Raw genomic sequence first — 20026 nt, 5'->3', positions numbered from 1 at the left:
ATCTGTCCTCTGAAGACCTGATGCGCCGCCGCGCAACCCTGCTGCAGCGCCTGCATATCGACGGCGTCCTGCTGCTGTTGCTGCTGATCCTGGCCACCGGCAGCCTGTTTATCCTGTATTCGGCCAGCGGCAAGAACCTTGATCTGCTGATGAAGCAGGCCAGCTCCTTCGGTATCGGCCTGGTCGGCATGTTTATCATTGCCCAGTTCGAGCCACGGTTTATGGCGCGCTGGGTGCCGTTGGCCTATGTCGCCGGCGTCGGCCTGCTGGTGGTGGTGGACGTCATGGGCCATAACGCCATGGGGGCCACCCGCTGGATCAATATCCCTGGGGTGATCCGCTTCCAGCCTTCGGAATTCATGAAGATCATCATGCCGGCGACCATCGCCTGGTACCTGTCCGGGCGCAGCCTGCCGCCGCGCTTGAAGCATATCGCCATCAGTCTGGCGATGATCATCGTGCCCTTTGTGCTGATTCTGCTGCAGCCGGACCTGGGCACCTCGCTGCTGATCATCGCTTCCGGCGGCTTCGTGCTGTTTATCGCCGGTCTGCAATGGCGCTGGGTGGTTGGCGCGGTGGCCGCAGTGGTGCCGATCGCCATCGGCATGTGGTTCTTTGTTATGCGCGAGTACCAGAAACAGCGCGTGCTGACCTTCCTCAACCCGGAAAGCGACCCGCTGGGCAGTGGCTGGAACATCATTCAGTCGAAGGCGGCGATTGGCTCGGGCGGGGTATTTGGCAAGGGCTGGCTGCAGGGTACCCAGTCGCATCTGGACTTCCTGCCGGAGAGCCACACCGACTTTATCATCGCGGTGTTGGCCGAAGAGTTCGGCCTGGTTGGCGTGTGTTTGTTACTGCTGGTGTATCTGCTGTTGATCGCCCGCGGCCTGGTGATTACCGTGCAAGCGCAGACGCTGTTCGGTAAGCTTCTCGCCGGCGCGTTAACCATGACGTTCTTCGTCTATGTCTTCGTCAATATCGGCATGGTCAGCGGCTTGTTGCCGGTGGTGGGCGTGCCGTTGCCGTTTATCAGCTACGGCGGCACCTCGTTGATTACCTTGCTGTCGGGATTTGGGATTTTGATGTCGATCCACACTCATCGTAAGTGGATGACACAGGCTTGATTGGGATTATGAGTTCAATGCAAAACGCGCGTGGTTGGATGGTACGTACGGCTCCCTGGCTGGCTCTGGCTGGGGTGTGCGGGATGGTTCAACCGGCGTCGGCCGGGGATTATCAGCAGTCACCACAGGTGGCCGAGTTCGTTGCCGAAATGACCCGCGACTACGGCTTTGCCGGTGAGCAACTGGTCGGCCTGTTTGCCGAGGTCGAGCGCAAGCAGGCGATTCTCGATGCCATCTCGCGCCCGGCGGAGAAGGTCAAGCAGTGGAAAGACTACCGGCCGATCTTTATCACCGATGCGCGCATCAATAAGGGTGTCGAGTTCTGGAAGCAGCATGAGGCGACCCTGGCGCGTGCCGAGGCCGAATACGGCGTATCGGCCCAGGTGATCGTGGCGATCATCGGTGTGGAAACCTCCTACGGCGGCAACACCGGCAGCTACCGGGTGATGGATGCGCTGTCGACCCTGGCCTTCGATTACCCGCCGCGCGCGCCGTTCTTTCGCAAGGAGCTGCGCGAGTTTCTGTTGCTGAGCCGTGAAGAACAGGTTGAGCCGCTGACCCTCACCGGCTCCTACGCCGGGGCCATGGGCTTGCCGCAGTTTATGCCGAGCAGCTTCCGCGCCTACGCGGTGGACTTCGACGGCGACGGCCATATCAATATCTGGACCAACCCGGTGGATGCCATCGGCAGCGTGGCCAGTTACTTCAAACGTCATGGCTGGCAGCCGGGGCAGCCGGTCACCAGCCCCGCCAGCGTCGAGGGTGAGCAGGCCGAGCAAGGCCTGACCGTGGGCCTCGATCCGGTGAAGACTGTCGGCGAGTTGCGCTCCCTAGGTTGGAGCAGTGCCGACCCGCTGGCGGGCGAGTTGCCGGTGACTGCCTTCCGTCTGGAAGGTGCCGAGGGTGCCGAGTACTGGATGGGCCTGCCTAACTTCTTTGTGATCACCCGCTACAATCGCAGTGTTATGTATGCCATGGCGGTCAATCAGCTGGCCGAGGCACTGGTTGCCGCACGGGGAAATAATTGATGTCGCGTCTGTCCTTCAAGTTGGCCGCTTTCGGCAGCCTGGCATTGCTGCTTGCAAGCTGCTCGTCCAGCCGCGCGCCGCAGCCGGTTGCGCCCATACAGTCGGGCGGGGCAATTTCCGGCCCGGGTGATTACAAGCAGCCACATCGTGATGGCGCGCCCTGGTGGGATGTCGACGTATCGCGGATTCCCGATGCGGTGCCGATGCCGCATTACGGCCCGGTCAAGGCCAGCCCCTACACGGTGTTTGGCAAGCAGTACTACCCGATTCCCGATGCGCGTCGCTATCAGGCGGTCGGCCCAGCGTCCTGGTATGGCACCAAGTTCCACGGCCAGGCCACCGCCAACGGCGAGACCTATGACCTGTACGGCATGACCGCCGCGCACAAGACCCTGCCGCTGCCCAGCTATGTGCGTGTGACCAACCTGGACAACGGCAAGAGCGCGATTCTGCGGGTCAACGACCGCGGGCCGTTCTATTCCGACCGTATCATCGACCTGTCCTTCGCCGCGGCGAAGAAGCTCGGTTACGCCGAAAGCGGCACCGCACGGGTCAAGGTCGAGGGGATCGATCCGCACGAGTGGTGGGCTCAGCAGGGCCGCCCGGTGCCGCTGGTGCTGGCTGCGCCGCAGCAAGTCGCGCAGGCCAAGCCGGTTGCGCAACCTATTGCGCAGCCCGTCGAGCAGTATTCGCCGCCCCCGCAGCAGCATGCCGCCGCGGTGCTCCCCGTGCAGATTGACGCAAAAAAAAACGCTTCAGTCGCAGTCTCTGGCCTGTATCTCCAAGTGGCCGCCTTCGCCAATCCGGACGCTGCGGAGCTTCTCAAGGCCAAGTTGAGCGAGATGGTAGCTGCGCCGGTGTTCATCAGCTCAGTGGTACGCAACCAGCAGATTCTGCACCGCGTACGCCTGGGGCCGGTGGGCAGCCAGGGCGAGGCTGAGCAGCTGCAGGACAGCGTGCGCCTGGCCAACCTCGGTCAGCCGACGCTGGTCAAGGCCGACTGATCACGGCACTTATCGCGCCCTCGCATGACTAAACAACAACCCTGGCTGGCCTTAAGCGGGCCAGGGCTAGTACCCAATGTGCCCACTGGGCCTGTTCGACCATCAGCAATCTAGAGAGACGGATGAATATCACCAGCTTTGCGCAACGCGTTTTCATGTCACTTGCCCTGCTCAGCGCATCGGCCGCGTGGGCCGATCAGGCCGTGATCCCGGCACCGCCACAGCTCGCCGCCAAGTCCTACGTGCTGCTCGACGGTGCCAGCGGCAAGGTGCTGGTGGAGAACAATGGTGACCAGCGCCTGCCGCCGGCCAGCCTGACCAAACTGATGACCGCCTATATCGCCACCCTGGAAATTCGCAAGGGCAAGATCGGCGAGCAGGACCTGGTCAACGTCAGCGAGCACGCCTGGCGTACCGGTGGTGCGGCTTCCGGCGGTTCCACCATGTTCCTCCCGCTGAACAGCCAGGTGTCGGTGGATGACCTGCTGCACGGTGTGATCATCCAGTCCGGTAACGACGCCAGCATTGCCCTGGCCGAGTACATCGCCGGCAGCGAGGATGGCTTCGCCGACATGATGAACGAGACCGCCGAAAAGCTGGGCATGAAGAACTCCCACTTTATGAACGCCACTGGCCTGCCGCATCCGGAGCACTACTCCAGCGCCCACGACATGGCGATCCTGGCGCGCGCGATCATCAATGAAGACGCGGAACACTATGCGATCTACTCGCAGAAGGAGTTCTTCTGGAACAACATCAAGCAGGGCAACCGCAACCTGCTGCTATGGCGCGACAAGACGGTCGACGGCCTTAAGACCGGCCACACCGAAGAAGCCGGCTTCTGCCTGGTATCGTCTGCCGTACGTGAAGGTGCGCGGATGATCACCTCGGTGTTCGGCACTGTCAGCGAGTCGGCTCGCGCCGCTGAAACCCAGAAGCTGCTGACCTATGGTTTCCGCTTCTTCGAAACTCGCACCTTCTACAAGAAAGGCCAAGAGCTGGCCCAGGCGCAGGTGTGGAAAGGCACCGTGCGTCAGGTCAAGGCTGGCCTGGCGGCTGACCTGAGCCTGACCTTGCCCAAAGGCCAGCTGGACAAGCTGCAAGCCGGCATGATCCTCAATCCGCAACTGTCCGCTCCAATTGCTCAGGGCGATGTGATCGGCAAGGTAGAGGTAAAACTGGGTGAAGAGGTGGTGCACAGCGCCGACCTGATCGCCCTGGAAGCCGTTGAGGAAGGTGGTTTCTTCCGCCGGCTGTGGGATAGCATCAGCCTGTTCTTCTTCGGATTGTTCAACTGATAGCGTGACCAGCACGCCCCTGCCGACCGCGGGGGCGTTGTTGTTGCCACGGCTTACGAGGCCGTTACTGCCATGACCGACGTCAAATCGCACAAAATCGAATTCCCTTGCGCCGACTACCCGATCAAGGTGGTGGGCGACAGTGGTGCCAATTACAAAGACATGGTGATCGAAATCCTTAGCAAGCATGCCAAGGTCGATCTCACTACGCTGGCCGAGCGCCAGAGCAGTAATGGCAAATACACCACTGTGCAGCTGCACATCGAAGCCACCGGCGAAGACCAATTGCGCGATATCAATAGCGCCCTGCGCGCGACCGGTATCGTCCACATGGTGCTCTGATGAGCCTGCCGCTCGGCTTTCGCGAGCTGGGCCTGGTTGACTATCAGCCGACCTGGCACGCGATGCAGCGTTTTACCGATACGCGCGGCGTGGATACGCCTGACGAGATCTGGCTGCTCGAACACCCTCCGGTGTTTACCCAGGGCCAGGCCGGCAAGGCCGAGCATGTGCTGTTTCCCGGTGATATTCCGGTGGTGCAGGTTGATCGCGGCGGCCAGGTGACCTATCACGGCCCCGGCCAGTTGGTCGCGTACCTGCTGCTGGATGTGCGCCGTAGCGGCATTGGCGTGCGTGAGCTGGTTAGCCGGATCGAACGCAGCCTGATTGACCTGCTCGCCAGCTATGGTGTCAGCGCCACTGCCAAGCCGGATGCCCCGGGTGTGTATGTGGATGGCGCGAAGATCGCCTCGCTGGGCCTGCGTATCCGCAACGGCCGCTCCTTCCATGGCCTGGCGCTGAATGTGGATATGGACCTGCAGCCGTTCCAGCGCATCAACCCTTGCGGTTATGCCGGCATGCCCATGACCCAGCTGGCCGACCTGGCGGCGGGACCGATAGTGCTATCCGAGGTGAGTGCGCGGCTGCGTGAGCAGCTGGTCAAACACCTCGACTACGCGCAGCAGCGGAGCCTGGCTGGTGCCATAAACGGCTAGAGCAGGGCGGGCGGATAAACAAACGCCTGCCCCAGGCAAAGCCCAAAGGCAGGCGTTGTGCGGCCCGATCAGTTTAGGGTGAGGGTCGGAATCAGGTTGTTGTCCAGCGGCTGGCCCGGCACTGGCACCGGGGCGGCGAGGCCCAGGTTATTCTTCTCGAACACCTTGTCGGCGCGGTAGCTGGAGCGTACCAGCGGGCCGGCGGCGACTTCCATAAAGCCTTTCTCCAGGCCGATTTCGCGCAAGCGATTGAACTCTTCCGGGGTGACCCAGCGCTTGACCGTCAGGTGGTTGCGGGTCGGTTGCAGGTACTGGCCGAGGGTGAGGATGTCCACGCCGATGGCGCGCAGGTCATCCATGGTTTCCAGGATTTCCTCATCGGTCTCGCCCAGGCCCAACATCAGGCTGGTCTTGGTCAGCATGCTCGGGCGATGGCGTTTGGCATGTTCCAGCGCGCGCAGGGTCTTTTCGTAACCGGCACGGGGGTCGCGCACCTCATAGGTCAGGCGCTTGACCGTCTCGACGTTCTGCGCGAACACCTCCAGGCCCGAGTCCACCACGCGCTCAATGGCCTGCAGGTCGCCGTCGAAATCTGGGGTCAGGGCTTCCACTACCACTTGCGGCGTACGCTCCTTGATCGCCCGTACGCAGGCGGCGTAGTGCGCGGCGCCGCCATCATCCAGGTCGTCGCGGTCCACTGAGGTCAGCACGATATAGCGCAGCGCCATCAGCTCCACCGACTTGGCGGTGTTCTGTGGCTCTTCCAGATCCAGCCAGCCATTCGGGTTACCAGTATCCACCGCGCAAAAGCGGCAGGCGCGGGTGCATACCGAACCCATCAGCATGATGGTGGCGGTGCCGTTGGACCAGCATTCGCCCATGTTCGGACAGTGGGACTCCTGGCACACGGTGCTCAGGCGGTGTTCGCTGACATTGCGTTTGACCGCTTCGAAGCGGCTGCCACCGGGGGCCTTGACCCGCAGCCACTTGGGCTTGGGTTCGAACACCTGGGGTTCGCTGGAGGCGCGGCGCTTCTGGCCGTCCTTGATTGCAGTGATGCCTTGGGTGGTGCGGAATTTTTCGCCGCTGGCAACGGTTTTAGGCGGGGAGGTATCGGACATCGGCAATCTGGGCTCCGCTAGAGGCTCCGTGGACGAGGCGGCTTGTGGCCGCCGCGCAGTTTATCACAGCGACTGACTGGTCAGTCTGTCGGCTGCCGTGCGGTCCGCCCAGGCGGCCTCTGTCAGTTATCTAAGTCGTTGCAGCAGTTCATGGCTGGGGTAGCCGTCGGCTGGCAGGCCCAGGCTCTGCTGGAAGGCCCGCACGGCCTTGCGCGTATTGGCCCCGATGATGCCGTCGGCCGGACCGGGTTGGTAGCCTTTGCCGGTCAGCAGCTCCTGCAGCTCGATGCGCTCGCTGCGCCCGAGCTGGCGGTCATTGCGTGGCCAGGCGGCCTGTACACCAGGGTTGCCGTCCAGTGCATCGCTGAGCAGGCCGATGGCCAGGGCGTAAGAGGTGGAGTTGTTGTACTTGAGGATGCTGCGGAAGTTGTTCAGCAGCAGGAAGGCCGGGCCGCGATGGCCGGCCGGTAAAAACAGTGTGGCCAGGCTTTGCTGATTGGCATCGACGGCGGTGGCCGGGTTGACTCCGAGGGTGCGCCACTGCGCCAGGCTGCGACGTACTTCTGGGTCGGCCAGGGCGTAATCGAAGCCTTGCGGCAGGTTCACCTCAAAGCCCCAGGGCTGGCCGTTTTCCCAGCCCGAGGCTTGCAGGTAATGCGCGGCGGAAGCCAGGGCGTCAGGGGCGGAGCGCCACAGATCACGGCGGCCGTCGCCATCGAAGTCCACGGCATGCTGATTAAAGGTGGTCGGCATAAATTGGGTTTGGCCCATGGCCCCGGCCCAGGAGCCGATCAGGCCTTGGACGGTGCTGTCGCCGGCTTGCAGGATTTGCAGGGCGGCCAGCAACTGGCTGCGCCAGAACGCCTGGCGGCGGCCGTCGTAAGCCAGGGTGGCCAGTGAACGGATCACGTTGTGGCTGCCGATGTTGCTGCCGAAATTGCTTTCCATGCCCCAGATCGCAATCAGCACTTCATGGTCGACCGCGTAGGTGCTGCGAATGGCTTTCAGGGTTGGCCGGTGCTGCGCCTTGAGCAGACGACCCTGGGCTATACGGGTCACGGAAACTGCGCCGTCGATGTATTCCCACACCGGGCGGGTGAACTCCGGCTGGCTGTTGTCAGAGCTGACCACCTTGGGGTCCAGGGTGATGCCGGCGAAGGCGCGGTCGAACAGCTCGGCATCAATGCCGGCGGCAATCGCATCGCTGCGCAGCAGGCTGCGCCACTCCTCGAAACTCAGCAGCGGGCTGGGGGCACTGGCGGCGGGTGGGCTGATGGCTGTGGCGGCTGGAGTCAGTGGCGCAACGGCGAGAGGCTGCGCGGGGGCTTCGGCGCAAGCGGTCAGCAGCAGCAGGAGGCAGGCTGCGGCGCTGTGGGTCAGGCCACGAAGAAACAGGTAAGGCATGGTGGTCTCGGCACATTTTGCAGGCCGTAACCTTAGCACGATTGAGGCGCTAGGCGGGTTGGCGGGCTTTTCAGGCGGCCAGAAAGTATGAAGCCTCCCAGTTTTGCTGGGAGGCTTCGCGGCGGTAGCTGCCTTTGCCTTTGCCGGGTGTTTCCTGGCGAGAGCGAAACAGTGGCTGGGCTATCAGGGATTTGGCCTTGTTCGGGCCGTGTTTGCTTTTCTTCGCCATGGGGGTTCCTCTAACGGCTGGCCGCGGTGCGCGGGCGGGCGAAGCATGGGCTGCTGTGAGGGGAATGTCCAGATGGACTAAAGCGTGCGTTCGCTGCCAAGCCCCAGGCGCTGCCCGCACAGGGTCAGGGTCAACAGGCTCAGGCCGCTCCAGGGATCACCCGCGGCCTGGCCTTTGATCTGTGCATCGATGCGTTGGGCATCCTGCAGCAGGGCGGCCCAGCGTGATGCCGACAGGCGTTGCAGGGCTTTGCTGACCAGCGGCCGGCGTTTGTCCCAGACCGGCGGGCGCGCTGAGCTGAAGGCTTTGTCCAGGGGCATGCCCTGGCTGTACTGCTGGGCGATGGTCGCCAGCAGGCGGATTTCCCGAGCCAGGGCCCAGAGGATCACTGGCGGCTCGACGCCTTCGCCGCGCAGGCCTTCGAGCATGCGCAGGGCGTGAGCTGCTTCGCCGTTAAGTGCGGCATCGATCAGGCCGAATACGTCAAAGCGGGCGCTGTCGGCCACCGAGGCTTGCACGGTGTCGACATCGATCTGCGTGCCGTCGGCCAGCAACTTGAGCTTCTCGATTTCCTGGGCGGCAGCCAGCAGGTTGCCTTCGACGCGCACGGCGAGCATTTCCACTGCTTCGGCGCTGGCGCTAAGGCCGGCTTGCGCCAGACGCTGGCGAATCCACTGCGGCAGTTGGTTGGCGTCGACCGGCCAGATCTGCACGAACTGCGTTTGCGCGCCTTCGATCAGCGCCTTGCCCCACTTGGTTTTCTGCGCGCTGCCGTCGAGTTTCGGCAGGCTGATCAGCAGCACTGTGTCGTCGGCGGGGCGGGCCAGGTATTCGAGCAGGGCGCTCGCCCCCTTGTCGCCAGGTTTGCCGGTGGGCAGGCGCAGTTCCAGCAGGCGCTTGTCGGCAAACAGCGACATGCTGGCGCACGCCTGCAGCAGGTTGCCCCAGTCGAAGTTGCTGTCGGCATTGAACACCTGGCGCTCGCTGAACCCCTGCTGGCGGGTTGCGGCGCGGATGGCGTCAGCAGTTTCCTGGCAGAGCAGGGGCTCGTCGCCACTGACCACATACACCGGACTCAGGTTGCCCTGCAGGTGTTTGCCGAGTTGTGCGGGGTTGAGTTTCATCGGGTCGCAGAGCGGGGCCGCTTGCGCGGCCCGGCGGACTTACTGAGCCGGAATCGGCAGCTGGATCGGCGACTGCTGAGGCTGCGCGGCCTGTTGCTGGCGAGCGGCTTCCAGGGCGTCTGCTTCGACTTGCGCCTTGGCCTCGGCGGTCTGTTGCAGTTGGTCGAGCTGCTCCGGGGTGATCTGTTGCAGGCGTTGTACCAGCTGCTGGATCAGTTCGCGGCGCATTTCCAGGCGAATTTGCGCGGCCTCCTGGTCGCCACCCGCCAGGTTGTTGCTGTCCTGGCTGTAGTAGCTCTGGGCTTCCAGCTTGTCACTGAGCAGCAGCAGGTTCTTGCTGCCGCGAATCTCGTACTCGAGGTGCTTGGTCAGCTCGTACTCGGCGGTGCGGGCCGCGCTGGTAAAGCTGGCGGCACGGCGGTTCTCTTGCTCGTTGCTGATGACCAGGTGGTACGGCGCGCCCGGGAAGACCCGCACGTTGTTGTTCTGCAGCACTTCGCGCACTTCATTGACGGTTTCGCCGTAGGCGTTGCGCGCGCTGACGTCGAGCTCCTTGAGGGCGAACTGCACGTCACCGGTGCCGCGCAGCTGGAAGCCGCAAGCACTGAGCAGGGTAGCCAGGCCAATTACCAACAGATTCCGTTTGCTCATCTTTTATCCCCTTGGCGTGTCTTGCGGCGCGCCGCTGTGCGGTCGCGCCAAGCTTAATCAGTTGGCGACTATTTAGTTGGCAACAATGTTGACCAGCTTGCCTGGCACCACGATGACCTTGCGGATGCTCAGGCCTTCGGTGAAGCGCAGCACGTTTTCGTTGCTGCGGGCGGTGGCTTCAACGTCCTCGCGGCTGGCGCTGGCCGGCACTTCGATCTGTCCGCGCAGCTTGCCGTTGACCTGGATCACCAGGGTCAAGCTGTCCTGCACCAGCGCCGATTCATCGACCTGTGGCCACTGGGCGTCGATAATCGCGCCGTCGTGGCCCAGCTCCTGCCACAGCTGGTGGCTGATGTGCGGGGTGATCGGGGCCAGCAGCAGGGCTACCGCCTCCAGACCTTCCTGCAGCAGGGCGCGGTCTTGTGCGCTGGCTTGCGGGGCTTTTTCCAGCACGTTCATCAGCGTCATCACCTGGGCGATGGCGGTGTTGAACTTGTGGTGTTGGCCAATATCGACGCTGGCCTGTTTGATCGCCAGGTGAATCGCGCGGCGCACCAGCTTCTGCTCATCACTTAGATTCTGGGTGTCGAGCACTGCCGGCAGGCCCTGGCTGACGTGGCCCTGGGCCAGGCGCCAGACGCGGCGCAGGAAGCGGCTGCCACCTTCGACGCCGGAGTCGGACCATTCCAGGCTCATGTCCGGTGGCGAGGCAAACATCATAAACAGGCGGCAGGTATCGGCACCGTAGGCATCGATCATCGACTGCGGGTCGACGCCGTTGTTTTTCGACTTGGACATCTTCTCGGTGCCGCCGATTTCCACCGGCAGGCCGTCGGTCTTCAGCGTGGCGCTGATGACCTTGGCTTTGGCGTCACGCTCAAGCTCGACATCGGCCGGGTTGAACCAGTCCTTGCCGCCGTTTTCCAGGGTGCGGTAGTAGGTCTCGGCGACCACCATGCCCTGGGTCAGCAGGTTCTTGAATGGCTCATTGGACGACACCAGGCCTTCGTCACGCATCAGCTTATGGAAGAAGCGCGCATAGAGCAGGTGCAGGATCGCGTGTTCGATACCGCCGATGTACTGATCCACCGGCAGCCAGTGGTTGGCCGCGGCCGGGTCGACCATGCCTTGATCGTAGTGCGGCGAGGCGTAACGAGCGTAGTACCAGGACGACTCGACGAAGGTGTCCATGGTGTCGGTTTCGCGCTTGGCCGCGCCGCCGCATTTCGGGCAGGTGCAGCTGTAGAACTCCGGCATGCGCGCCAGTGGTGAGCCGGCACCATCCGGAACCACGTCTTCCGGCAGCACCACCGGCAGCTGGTCGTCCGGTACCGGCACGTCGCCGCAGGCGTCGCAATGGATGATCGGGATCGGGCAACCCCAATAACGCTGGCGGCTGATGCCCCAGTCGCGCAGGCGGAACTGGGTCTTGCGTGCGCCGTGGGCGCAGGCTTCGAGGTCGGCGACTATGGCGTCGAAGGCTTCGCTGAAGTTCTTGCCGTCGTATTTGCCGGAATTGATGCTGCTCAGGCCGTCCTTGTCACCGTACCAGGCTTGCCACTCGGCAGCCGAGTAGTCCTTGTCCGCCGCGGCGTAGACCTGCTTGATCGGCAGTGCGTACTTGCTGGCGAATTCGAAGTCGCGCTCGTCATGCGCCGGTACGGCCATCACTGCACCTTCGCCGTAGCCCCACAGTACGTAGTTGGCGACGAACACCGGCAGCTTGTCGCCGGTCAGTGGGTGGATGACGAACTGGCCAGTCGCGACGCCTTTCTTCTCCATGGTGGCCATGTCGGCCTCGGCCACGGAGCCGGCTTTGCATTCGGCGATAAAGGTGGCGATGGCCGGATTGCTCTCGGCGGCGCGCTGCGACAGCGGGTGCTCGGCGGCGACGGCGACGTAGGTCGCGCCCATCAGGGTGTCGGGGCGGGTGGTGTAGACCTTGAGCTGGCCGTCAATACCGACGCTGCCCAGGTCATAGTCGAACACCACGTCGGCACCGAAGCTCTTGCCGATCCAGTTGCGCTGCATGGTCTTGACCTGTTCCGGCCAGCCATCCAGCTCGTTCAGGCCACTCAAGAGCTCTTCCGCGTAGGCGGTGATCTTGAAGTAGTACATGGGAATTTCGCGCTTTTCGATCAGCGCGCCGGAACGCCAGCCACGACCGTCGATCACCTGCTCGTTGGCCAGTACGGTCTGGTCGACCGGGTCCCAGTTGACGCTGCCGTTCTTGCGGTAGATCACGCCTTTTTCGAACAGCTTGGTGAACAGCCACTGTTCCCAGCGGTAGTAATCCGGCTTGCAGGTGGTGACTTCGCGGGTCCAGTCCACGGCCAGGCCCAGCGATTTCAGCTGGGTCTTCATGTACTCGATGTTCTCGTAGGTCCACTTGGCCGGCGCGACCTTGTTCTTCATTGCGGCGTTTTCCGCCGGCATGCCGAACGCGTCCCAGCCCATCGGCTGCAGCACGTTCTTGCCCTGCATACGCTGGTAGCGGGCGATCACGTCACCGATGGTGTAGTTGCGCACGTGGCCCATGTGCAGCTTGCCGCTCGGGTAGGGGAACATCGACAGGCAGTAGAAGGTCTCCTTGCCTGGCTGTTCGCTCACTACAAAGGATTTCTGCGCGTCCCAATGGGACTGCGCGGCGGCTTCGATTTCGCGTGGCTGATACTGTTCTTGCATGGCTACCGGCGCTGGGAATAAGGGCTTGCGGGAAACGCGGTAGCATACATGAGCCCCGCTTATTCAGGGAAACCCTGATTGCGCCTGCGCCGAGGGGCACCGGCCGGTCCCGCCGTTTGTCGCGACGCGTCATCGCTCAAAGCGCGGGCGCTAAGCTTGCTATATGGGCCATATGGTTGGGCCCGGCGTGAGGTGCGTGGATGGCAGAGTTAAGGCGTGGCGCGAGCGCAGGTGGGCTCTATGAGCGACTGCTGCAGCGTCTTGCCATGGCCTTGGATGAAGCAGACAGCGTGAGCGGCCTGGCTGCCGAACCGCCGCTCGAACTGGAGCTGCGTGGCCTCACCGTTGCGGAAATGGAGCTGATCCGCGCCTATCTGAATCGCGATCTGGACTGGCTGCGCGGCTGGCATGCGGCGGCCCAGGAGATGGCACAGATCGAACAGTTATCCGGCGCGCGCAAGGTCGGGCGCGGGGCACACAAGGCCTCTGCGGCACTCCCTGGCAAGGTTCGGCCGCTACTCAAACGGCGCATGCAGTTGTGTTGCGCGCTGTGCGGCACTCAGGCCGGCTGGCAATCCGGGCACGGCATGCAGGCCTGCCAGGCGTGCGGCTCACAGCTGTTCCGCGCGAGCAATCCTCGTTAGGCTTCGCGCACCGTTGGAGGTGCCTGATGCCGATTCGCTACATTCTCAAACAGTTTTTCCTGCCGCCTGGCCTCTTTCTGCTTTTGCTGCTGGCCGCCTGGTGGCTGCGTCGGCGTTTTCCGCGGTTGGCGGCGGGCTGTTTTGCCATGGGGTTGGGCGGCTTGTGGCTGTTCAGCTTGCCGCTGGCGGTCGAGTATTCGGCGCGGCTGCTGGAGCGCGAACCCGCCTTGAACGAGACGCAGTGGGCCAGCTTGGCGCAGCAGGCTGATGTGATCGTAGTCCTTGGCAATGGCAGTGAACTCGGCGACCCCGGTTGGGGCAGCGATCAGCCCAGTCTGATGGGGCAGGAGCGCGTACGTTTCGCCGCTCGGCTGGCCAAGGCCTCAGGTTTGCCGCTGCTGACCAGCGGCGGGTTGCACTATGGAGTACCGCCGAGTGAGGCGGCACTGATGGCCGAGGTGCTGGCGCGCGATTACGACGTGCCGGTGCGCTGGCAGGAAGGCTTGAGCCGCACCACCTGGGAGAATGCGACCCACAGCGCAGAGCTGCTGAAGCAGGCGGGAATTACCCGTGTGGTGCTGGTGACCCAGGCCTGGCATATGCCGCGCTCGCGCTGGAGTTTCGAACAGGCTGGGTTGCAGGTGGTCAGCGCGCCGATGGGCTTTCTCGGTACGCCCAATGGCCGTCCTGCTGGCGGCTGGTTGCCGGAAAGCAAGGCGGTCTGGCAGAACGGTTTGCTGCTAAATGAAGCAGTCGGACTGCTGGGTTACAGGTTGTTCTACCGGGCCCCGGCGCAGGAATAAGCCCCAGCTGGCCGGGGCTCGCATTCTTTAGCTATTGATCTGCTCGGCATGGTGGCAAGCCACCTGCCGCGCATCCAGCAGACGCAGTGCGGGCTGTTCAACCTGGCAGCGTTCGCTGGCATGTGGGCAGCGCTGATGGAAGGCGCAACCGCTGGGCGGCGACAGCGGGTTGGGTAGTTCGCCGACTATCTTGATCTTCGGTTTGCTCGGGTCCGGGTGGATGCTCGGCGTGGCGGACAGCAGCGCCTGGGTGTAGGGATGCAGCGGGTGGCTGTAGATCAACTCCTTCGGCCCCATTTCCACTGGGCGGCCGAGGTACATCACCAGCACTTCATTGGCTACGTGGCGCACCACCGAGAGGTTGTGCGAGATAAACACGTAGCCGGTGTTGAACTCCTCCTGCAGGTCCATAAACAGGTTGAGCACTTGCGCCTGGATCGACACGTCGAGCGCCGAGGTCGGCTCGTCCGCCACCAGCACCTTGGGTTGCAGCATCATCGCGCGGGCCAGAGCGATGCGTTGGCGCTGGCCGCCGGAGAACATATGCGGGTAGCGCTGGTAGTGCTCGGGGCGCAGGCCGACCTGCTGCATCATCGCCTGCACCTTGTCGCGGCGTTCCAGGCGCGACAACGCGGTGTTGATCAGCAGCGGCTCACCCAATTGATCGCCGACCTTCTGCCGTGGGTTGAGCGAGGCATAGGGGTTCTGAAAGACCATCTGCACATCGCGCCGCAGTTGTTTGCGCTGGGCCTTGCTGGCGCCGGTCACTTCCTGTCCGGCGATCTGTAGCGAGCCCGAGCTGGGTTGCTCGATCAGGGTCAGGGCGCGGGCCAGGGTGGATTTGCCGCAGCCGGACTCTCCGACCACCGCCAGGGTCTTGCCGGCGGCCAGCTCGAAGGACACACCATTCAGCGCCTGCACCTGCGCGGCCGGTTTGAACAGGCCGCGGGAGATTTCATAGTGACGGGTCAGGTCACGGGCCGTTAGTACGGTGCTCATCACGCCACCTCCGCGGTCAGGTTGAGGGGATAGAAACAGCGCACCGCGCCGTGCTGATGCGCATTGAGCGGCGGTCGTTGCTCGTGGCAGCGGGCTTGTACATAAGGACAGCGCGGGGCCAGCAGGCAGCCCTGCGGTCGGTCGTAACGGCCGGGAACGATGCCGGGCAGGGTGGCCAGGCGGCGTTGGCCCAGGCTGTGCTCGGGGATCGCCTTGAGCAGCGCTTCGGTATAGGGGTGGCTCGGCGCATCGAACAGCTGCGGCACATGGCCGATTTCTACCGCTTGCCCGGCATACATCACGCAGACGCGCTGGGCGGTTTCGGCGACCACCGCCAGGTCATGGGTGATCAGCACCAGGGCCATATTCTGCTCGCGTTGCAGGCCCACCAGCAGGTCCATAATCTGCGCCTGGATGGTCACATCCAGCGCCGTGGTCGGCTCGTCGGCGATCAACAGCTTAGGTTCGGCGGCGATCGCCATGGCAATCGCCACCCGTTGGCTCATGCCGCCGGAAAGCTGGTGCGGGTAGGCATTCAGGCGGCTGGCGGCGGCGGGGATTTCCACCCGTTCCAGCAGTTGCAGGGCACGCGTACGGGCGGCCTGGCCTTTGAGGCCGAGATGCTGGCGCAGCACTTCCTCAATCTGGAAGCCCACGGTAAAGCTCGGGTTGAGCGCGGTCATCGGGTCCTGAAAGACCATCGACAGGTCCTTGCCGACGATATGCCGGCGCTGGCGGCCCTTGAGTCGCAGCATGTCGGTGCCGTCGAAGTGCAGGCCGTCGGCGCTGACGATACCGGGGGCGTCGATCAGCCCCATCAGCGCCATCATGGTCACCGACTTGCCCGAGCCGGACTCGCCGACTATGGCCAGCACCTCGCCTTTCTCCACGCTCAAATCGAGGCCGTCGACCACCGGTACGGCAGTGGCATCGCCGAAGCGCACCTTGAGGTTCTTGATATCCAATAGGCTCATGCTGGGCTCCTCACTGCGCATTCTTCAGCTTCGGGTCGAGCGCATCGCGCAGGCCGTCGCCCATCAGGTTGATCGCCAGCACGCTGAGCAGGATGGTCAGGCCCGGCAGGGTCACCACCCACCAGGCGCGCTCGATATAGTCGCGCGCCGAGGCCAGCATGGTGCCCCACTCAGGCGTTGGAGGTTGTACGCCGAGGCCGAGAAAGCCCAGGGCGGCGGCGTCGAGAATCGCCGAGGAAAAGCTCAGGGTGGCCTGTACGATCAGCGGGGCCATGCAGTTGGGCAGTACGGTGACAAACATCAGTCGCGGCAGGCTGGCACCGACCAGGCGTGCGGCGGTGACGTAGTCGCGGTTCAGTTCGCCCATCACCGCGGCGCGGGTCAGGCGCACGTAGGACGGCAGCGAAACGATGGCGATGGCGAAGATGGTGTTGATCAGCCCTGGGCCGAGGATGGCGACGATGGCCACCGCCAGCAGCAGCGAGGGCAGGGCCAGCATGATGTCCATCAGGCGCATGATCGACGGGCCGAGCAGGCGCGGAAAGAAGCCGGCGACCAGGCCCAGAAGGATGCCGGGGATCAGCGACATCAGCACCGAGGCCAGGCCGATCAGCAGCGACAGCCGTGCGCCATGAATCAGCCGCGACAGCAGGTCGCGGCCGACTTCATCGGTGCCTAGCAGAAACTGCAACTGGCCACCTTCCAGCCAGGCCGGCGGAGTCAGCAGAAACTCGCGGTATTGCTCGCTGGGGTCGTGCGGCGCGATCCACGGCGCGAACAGCGCGCAGATCACCAGCACAATCATAAACAGCAGCCCGGCGACTGCGCCCTTGTTGTGGGCGAAGGCCTGCCAGAATTCCTTGAGCGGTGAGGGGTAGAACAGCGATTGGTCGAGTGTGGCCTGCGTGGTCATTGGGCTCTCCTTAGCGCTGATGGCGAATGCGTGGATTGGCCAGGCCGTAGAGGATGTCCACGACGAAGTTGACCAGGATCACCAGGCAGGCGATCAGCAGGATGCCGTTCTGCACCACCGGGTAGTCACGCGCGCCGATCGACTCGATCAGCCATTTGCCGATTCCCGGCCAGGAGAAGATGGTTTCGGTCAGCACCGCGCCCGCCAGCAACGCGCCGACCTGCAGGCCGAACACTGTGAGCACCGGGATCAGCGCATTGCGCAGGCCATGTACGAAAACCACGCGGGCCGGCGACAGGCCCTTGGCGCGGGCGGTACGCACATAGTCCTCGCGCAGCACTTCGAGCATGGCCGAGCGGGTCATCCGCGCGATCACCGCCAGCGGGATGGTGCCGAGCACGATGGCCGGCAGGATCAGGTGGCGCAGGGCGTCGACAAAGGCACCTTCTTCGCCGGAAAGCAGGGTATCGATCAGCATAAAGCCGGTGACCGGCGGAATGTCGTAGAGCAGGTCGATACGCCCGGACACTGGCGTCCAGCCCAGCCATACCGAGAAGAACATAATCAGCAGCAGGCCCCACCAGAAAATCGGCATGGAATAGCCGGCCAGCGAGATGCCCATCACCCCATGGTCGAACAGTGAGCCGCGTTTCAGGGCGGCGATCACCCCGGCGATCAGGCCGAGCGAGCCGGCAAATAGCAGGGCGGCCAGGGACAGTTCCAGGGTGGCGGGAAACAGGGTGGTGAATTCGCTCCAGACGCTTTCGCGGGTGCGCAGTGATTCACCCAGATCGCCCTGGGCCAGCTGGCCGATATAGTCGAAATACTGGGCGTACAGCGGCTTGTTCAGGCCCAGGCGCTCCATGGCCTCGGCGTGCATCACTGGGTCGACGCGGCGCTCGCCCATCATCACTTCCACCGGGTCACCGGGGATCATGCGGATCAGCGCGAAGGTCAGCAGGGTGACACCGAAAAAGGTGGGGATCAGCAGCCCCAAACGGCGGGCGATAAAGGACAGCATACAAATGGGTGCTCCGTGTGTGCCCGGCAGGCCGTTGAAAAACTACCTGCGTTGGCAATACTGCGTTAAAAACAGGCTCGGAATGCTCATGTACAAAAGTACACTCCGCTTCCTCGCCTGTTTTTGCCTTGTCTTGCCTGCCTCGCCTACGTTTTTCTACGGCCTGCTAACTGCAAAGGCCGGGCGCTGTTATGCGGTGTAGGCGGTTATGGTCCGGTTGGCGGGCCGAAAAACCGCCCGCCAACCAGAGTGCAGCGTGTGCTTACTTGACGCCGACGCCGTAGAACGAGTTCAGCGCGAACGGGCTGATCTTGAAGTCCACGACCTTCTTGCTCATCGGCTGGTAGACCGTGGAGTGGGCGATCGGGGTGATCGGCACTTCACGCTTGAGCAGCACCTGGGCCTGCTTGTACAGCTCGGTGCGCTCAGTGGTGTCGGTCACGCGCTTGGCGGCTTTCACCAGCTTGTCGTAGTCGGCGTTGCACCACTTGGAGAAGTTGTTGCCGTCCACCGCGTCGCAGCCGTACAGGGTGCCCAGCCAGTTGTCCGGGTCACCGTTGTCGCCGCTCCAGCCGATCAGCATGGCGTCGTGCTCGCCGGCCTTGGCGCGTTTGAGGTATTCGCCCCACTCGTAGCTGACGATCTTGGCCTTGATGCCGACCTTGGCCCAGTCGCTTTGCAGCATCTCGGCCATCAGCTTGGCGTTGGGGTTGTACGGGCGCTGCACGGGCATGGCCCACAGGGTTATCTCGGTGCCTTCCTTGATGCCGGCGGCCTTGAGCAGCTCCTTGGCTTTTTCCGGGTTGTAGGCAGGGTCCTTGATGCTGTCGTCATACGACCATTGGGTCGGCGGCATGCCGTTGACCGCCAGCTGACCGGCGCTCTGGTACACCGCGTCGATGATCCCTTGCTTGTTCACCGCCATGTCCAGCGCCTGACGCACTTCGAGCTTGTCGAACGGCGGGTGGGTGACGTTGTAGGCGATATAGCCGACGTTGAAGCCGGCCTGCTCGGGCATGTCCAGGTTCGGGTCTTTTTTCAGCGCGTCGAGGTCCGCCGGGCGCGGGAACAGGGTGACCTGGCATTCACCAGCCTTGAGCTTCTGCATGCGCACCGAGGCGTCGGTGTTGATGGCGAAGATCAGGTTGTCGATCTTCACCTCATCCGGTTGCCAGTATTCCTTGTTGCCCTTGAAGCGGATCACCGCGTCCTTCTGGTAGCGGCTGAACACGAAGGGGCCGGTGCCGATGGGCTTCTGGTTGATATCGGCGGCCTTGCCGGCCTTGAGCAGGCTATCGGCGTATTCGGCAGACTGGATCGAGGCGAAGCTCATCGCCAGGTTCTGGATAAAGGCGGCGTCCACTTCATTGAGGGTGAACCGGACTGTCATCTCGTCGAGCTTTTCCAGCTTGGCGATATTCGCGTCCATGCCCATGTCGGTGAAATAGGGGAATTCCGACGGGTAGGCTTTGCGGAACGGATGCTCCTTGTCGAGCATGCGCTGGAAGGTGAACAGCACGTCATCGGCGTTGAAGCTGCGGCTTGGCTTGAAGTATTCGGTGGTGTGGAATTTCACGTTCGGGCGCAGGTGGAAGGTGTAGCTCAGACCGTCTTCGCTGATGTCCCACTTCTCGGCAAGGCCGGGGATCACCGCGGTGCCGCCGCGCTCGAACTGGCTCAAACGATTGAACACGGTTTCCGCTGCCGCGTCGAAATCGGTACCGGTGGTGTACAGGCCCGGGTCAAACCCGGCGGGGCTGCCCTCGGAACAGAACACCAGGTTGCCGGCGGCGCTGGCAAGCGGGGTGCTGGCGATCAGCCCAGCGGCGAGTAAAGCCTGGATGACGGCGTTCTTACGCATAGTGACCTCATGTTTATTGTGGTTGTGATCCTGAGGGGCCTCTTGTGGAGACCTTGGATGAAACTATGCACGGCATATGCCGTAGGCAAGGGCGATGCCGTGTTGAGGGGCGTAATGGTGGTGCGCTTGTATCTTGCTGTCGCATTTC

Annotated in this window: 19 protein-coding genes; 8 read left to right on the top strand and 11 right to left on the bottom strand. The window is 63.3% G+C overall.

Translation table 11 applies throughout. From position 1 onward, the window contains the following. Positions 1 to 20 precede the first annotated feature (20 nt). The 6 genes from rodA to lipB all read left to right on the top strand — a co-directional run bounded on the left by rodA (position 21) and on the right by lipB (position 5449). Positions 21 to 1124 (top strand): rod shape-determining protein RodA, encoded by a 1104-nt coding sequence (gene rodA / locus WBK23_RS00760; RefSeq protein ID WP_424482191.1) that lies wholly within the window; start codon positions 21 to 23, stop codon positions 1122 to 1124. 17 nt (positions 1125 to 1141) lie between these two features. Beyond that, positions 1142 to 2152 (top strand): lytic murein transglycosylase B, encoded by a 1011-nt coding sequence (mltB, locus tag WBK23_RS00755; RefSeq protein WP_424482190.1) that lies wholly within the window; start codon positions 1142 to 1144, stop codon positions 2150 to 2152. Beyond that, on the top strand, positions 2152 to 3156 hold the full coding sequence (locus WBK23_RS00750) for a septal ring lytic transglycosylase RlpA family protein (RefSeq protein ID WP_424482105.1): 1005 nt from the start codon (positions 2152 to 2154) through the stop codon (positions 3154 to 3156). Before mltB ends, WBK23_RS00750 begins: the two co-directional genes overlap by 1 nt. A gap of 122 nt (positions 3157 to 3278) precedes the next feature. After that, entirely contained in the window at positions 3279 to 4454 is a 1176-nt protein-coding gene (locus tag WBK23_RS00745) for a D-alanyl-D-alanine carboxypeptidase family protein (RefSeq protein ID WP_424482104.1), read from the top strand. A gap of 72 nt (positions 4455 to 4526) precedes the next feature. Further along, entirely contained in the window at positions 4527 to 4796 is a 270-nt protein-coding gene (locus WBK23_RS00740) for a DUF493 domain-containing protein (RefSeq protein WP_424482103.1), read from the top strand. After that, positions 4796 to 5449, top strand: coding sequence for a lipoyl(octanoyl) transferase LipB (gene lipB, locus WBK23_RS00735; RefSeq protein WP_424482102.1), 654 nt, complete (start codon positions 4796 to 4798; stop codon positions 5447 to 5449). The genes WBK23_RS00740 and lipB overlap by 1 nt, the downstream gene beginning before the upstream one ends. 68 nt (positions 5450 to 5517) lie before the next feature. Here the strand turns inward: lipB and lipA are convergent, their stop codons facing one another. The 6 genes from lipA to leuS form a co-directional block, all read right to left on the bottom strand. Next, complete coding sequence (gene lipA / locus WBK23_RS00730) at positions 5518 to 6570, bottom strand: lipoyl synthase (protein WP_424482101.1); 1053 nt, start codon at positions 6568 to 6570, stop codon at positions 5518 to 5520. Positions 6571 to 6696: 126 nt separating this feature from the next. Continuing rightward, positions 6697 to 7974: a lytic murein transglycosylase gene (locus WBK23_RS00725; RefSeq protein WP_424482100.1), complete on the bottom strand. Its 1278-nt coding sequence runs from the start codon at positions 7972 to 7974 to the stop codon at positions 6697 to 6699. Positions 7975 to 8044: 70 nt separating this feature from the next. Further along, the gene (arfA, locus tag WBK23_RS00720; RefSeq protein ID WP_424482099.1) at positions 8045 to 8203 is read right to left on the bottom strand and encodes an alternative ribosome rescue factor ArfA; all 159 of its coding nucleotides are present in this window, start codon (positions 8201 to 8203) and stop codon (positions 8045 to 8047) included. A gap of 77 nt (positions 8204 to 8280) precedes the next feature. Continuing rightward, on the bottom strand, positions 8281 to 9327 hold the full coding sequence (gene holA / locus WBK23_RS00715; RefSeq protein ID WP_424482098.1) for a DNA polymerase III subunit delta: 1047 nt from the start codon (positions 9325 to 9327) through the stop codon (positions 8281 to 8283). A 39-nt stretch (positions 9328 to 9366) separates the two neighbouring features. Beyond that, complete coding sequence (gene lptE / locus WBK23_RS00710) at positions 9367 to 9978, bottom strand: LPS assembly lipoprotein LptE (protein WP_424482097.1); 612 nt, start codon at positions 9976 to 9978, stop codon at positions 9367 to 9369. 72 nt (positions 9979 to 10050) lie between these two features. Beyond that, positions 10051 to 12663, bottom strand: a complete 2613-nt coding sequence (gene leuS, locus WBK23_RS00705) for a leucine--tRNA ligase (RefSeq protein WP_424482096.1) — start codon at positions 12661 to 12663, stop codon at positions 10051 to 10053. 200 nt (positions 12664 to 12863) lie between these two features. Here leuS and WBK23_RS00700 point away from each other — a divergent pair, with 200 nt between their 5' ends. Next, the gene (locus WBK23_RS00700; protein ID WP_424482095.1) at positions 12864 to 13307 is read left to right on the top strand and encodes a hypothetical protein; all 444 of its coding nucleotides are present in this window, start codon (positions 12864 to 12866) and stop codon (positions 13305 to 13307) included. Positions 13308 to 13333: 26 nt separating this feature from the next. Continuing rightward, entirely contained in the window at positions 13334 to 14110 is a 777-nt protein-coding gene (locus WBK23_RS00695; protein ID WP_424482094.1) for a YdcF family protein, read from the top strand. A gap of 27 nt (positions 14111 to 14137) precedes the next feature. On the opposite strand, the gene WBK23_RS00690 is transcribed toward WBK23_RS00695, so the two are convergent. From WBK23_RS00690 to WBK23_RS00670, 5 genes are all read right to left on the bottom strand, one after another. Continuing rightward, on the bottom strand, positions 14138 to 15109 hold the full coding sequence (locus WBK23_RS00690; RefSeq protein ID WP_424482093.1) for a peptide ABC transporter ATP-binding protein: 972 nt from the start codon (positions 15107 to 15109) through the stop codon (positions 14138 to 14140). Further along, a complete protein-coding gene (locus tag WBK23_RS00685; RefSeq protein WP_424482092.1) occupies positions 15109 to 16083 on the bottom strand; it encodes an ABC transporter ATP-binding protein in 975 nt (324 codons plus the stop codon). The genes WBK23_RS00690 and WBK23_RS00685 overlap by 1 nt, the downstream gene beginning before the upstream one ends. 10 nt (positions 16084 to 16093) lie before the next feature. Next, positions 16094 to 16996 carry an ABC transporter permease subunit gene (locus WBK23_RS00680; RefSeq protein ID WP_424482091.1) on the bottom strand — a complete coding sequence of 301 codons (903 nt, stop codon included), beginning with the start codon at positions 16994 to 16996 and terminating at the stop codon, positions 16094 to 16096. Positions 16997 to 17006: 10 nt separating this feature from the next. Then, a complete protein-coding gene (locus WBK23_RS00675; protein WP_424482090.1) occupies positions 17007 to 18017 on the bottom strand; it encodes an ABC transporter permease subunit in 1011 nt (336 codons plus the stop codon). 262 nt (positions 18018 to 18279) lie between these two features. Next, the gene (locus WBK23_RS00670) at positions 18280 to 19878 is read right to left on the bottom strand and encodes an ABC transporter substrate-binding protein (RefSeq protein ID WP_424482089.1); all 1599 of its coding nucleotides are present in this window, start codon (positions 19876 to 19878) and stop codon (positions 18280 to 18282) included. Between the last annotated feature and the right edge of the window lie 148 nt (positions 19879 to 20026).

Origin of the sequence: Pseudomonas sp. (genome assembly GCF_049653025.1) — a bacterium.
Classification (GTDB): domain Bacteria; phylum Pseudomonadota; class Gammaproteobacteria; order Pseudomonadales; family Pseudomonadaceae; genus Aquipseudomonas.
Note: the sequence above shows the minus strand (reverse complement) of the source record. Positions and strands in the feature narration are given on the sequence as shown.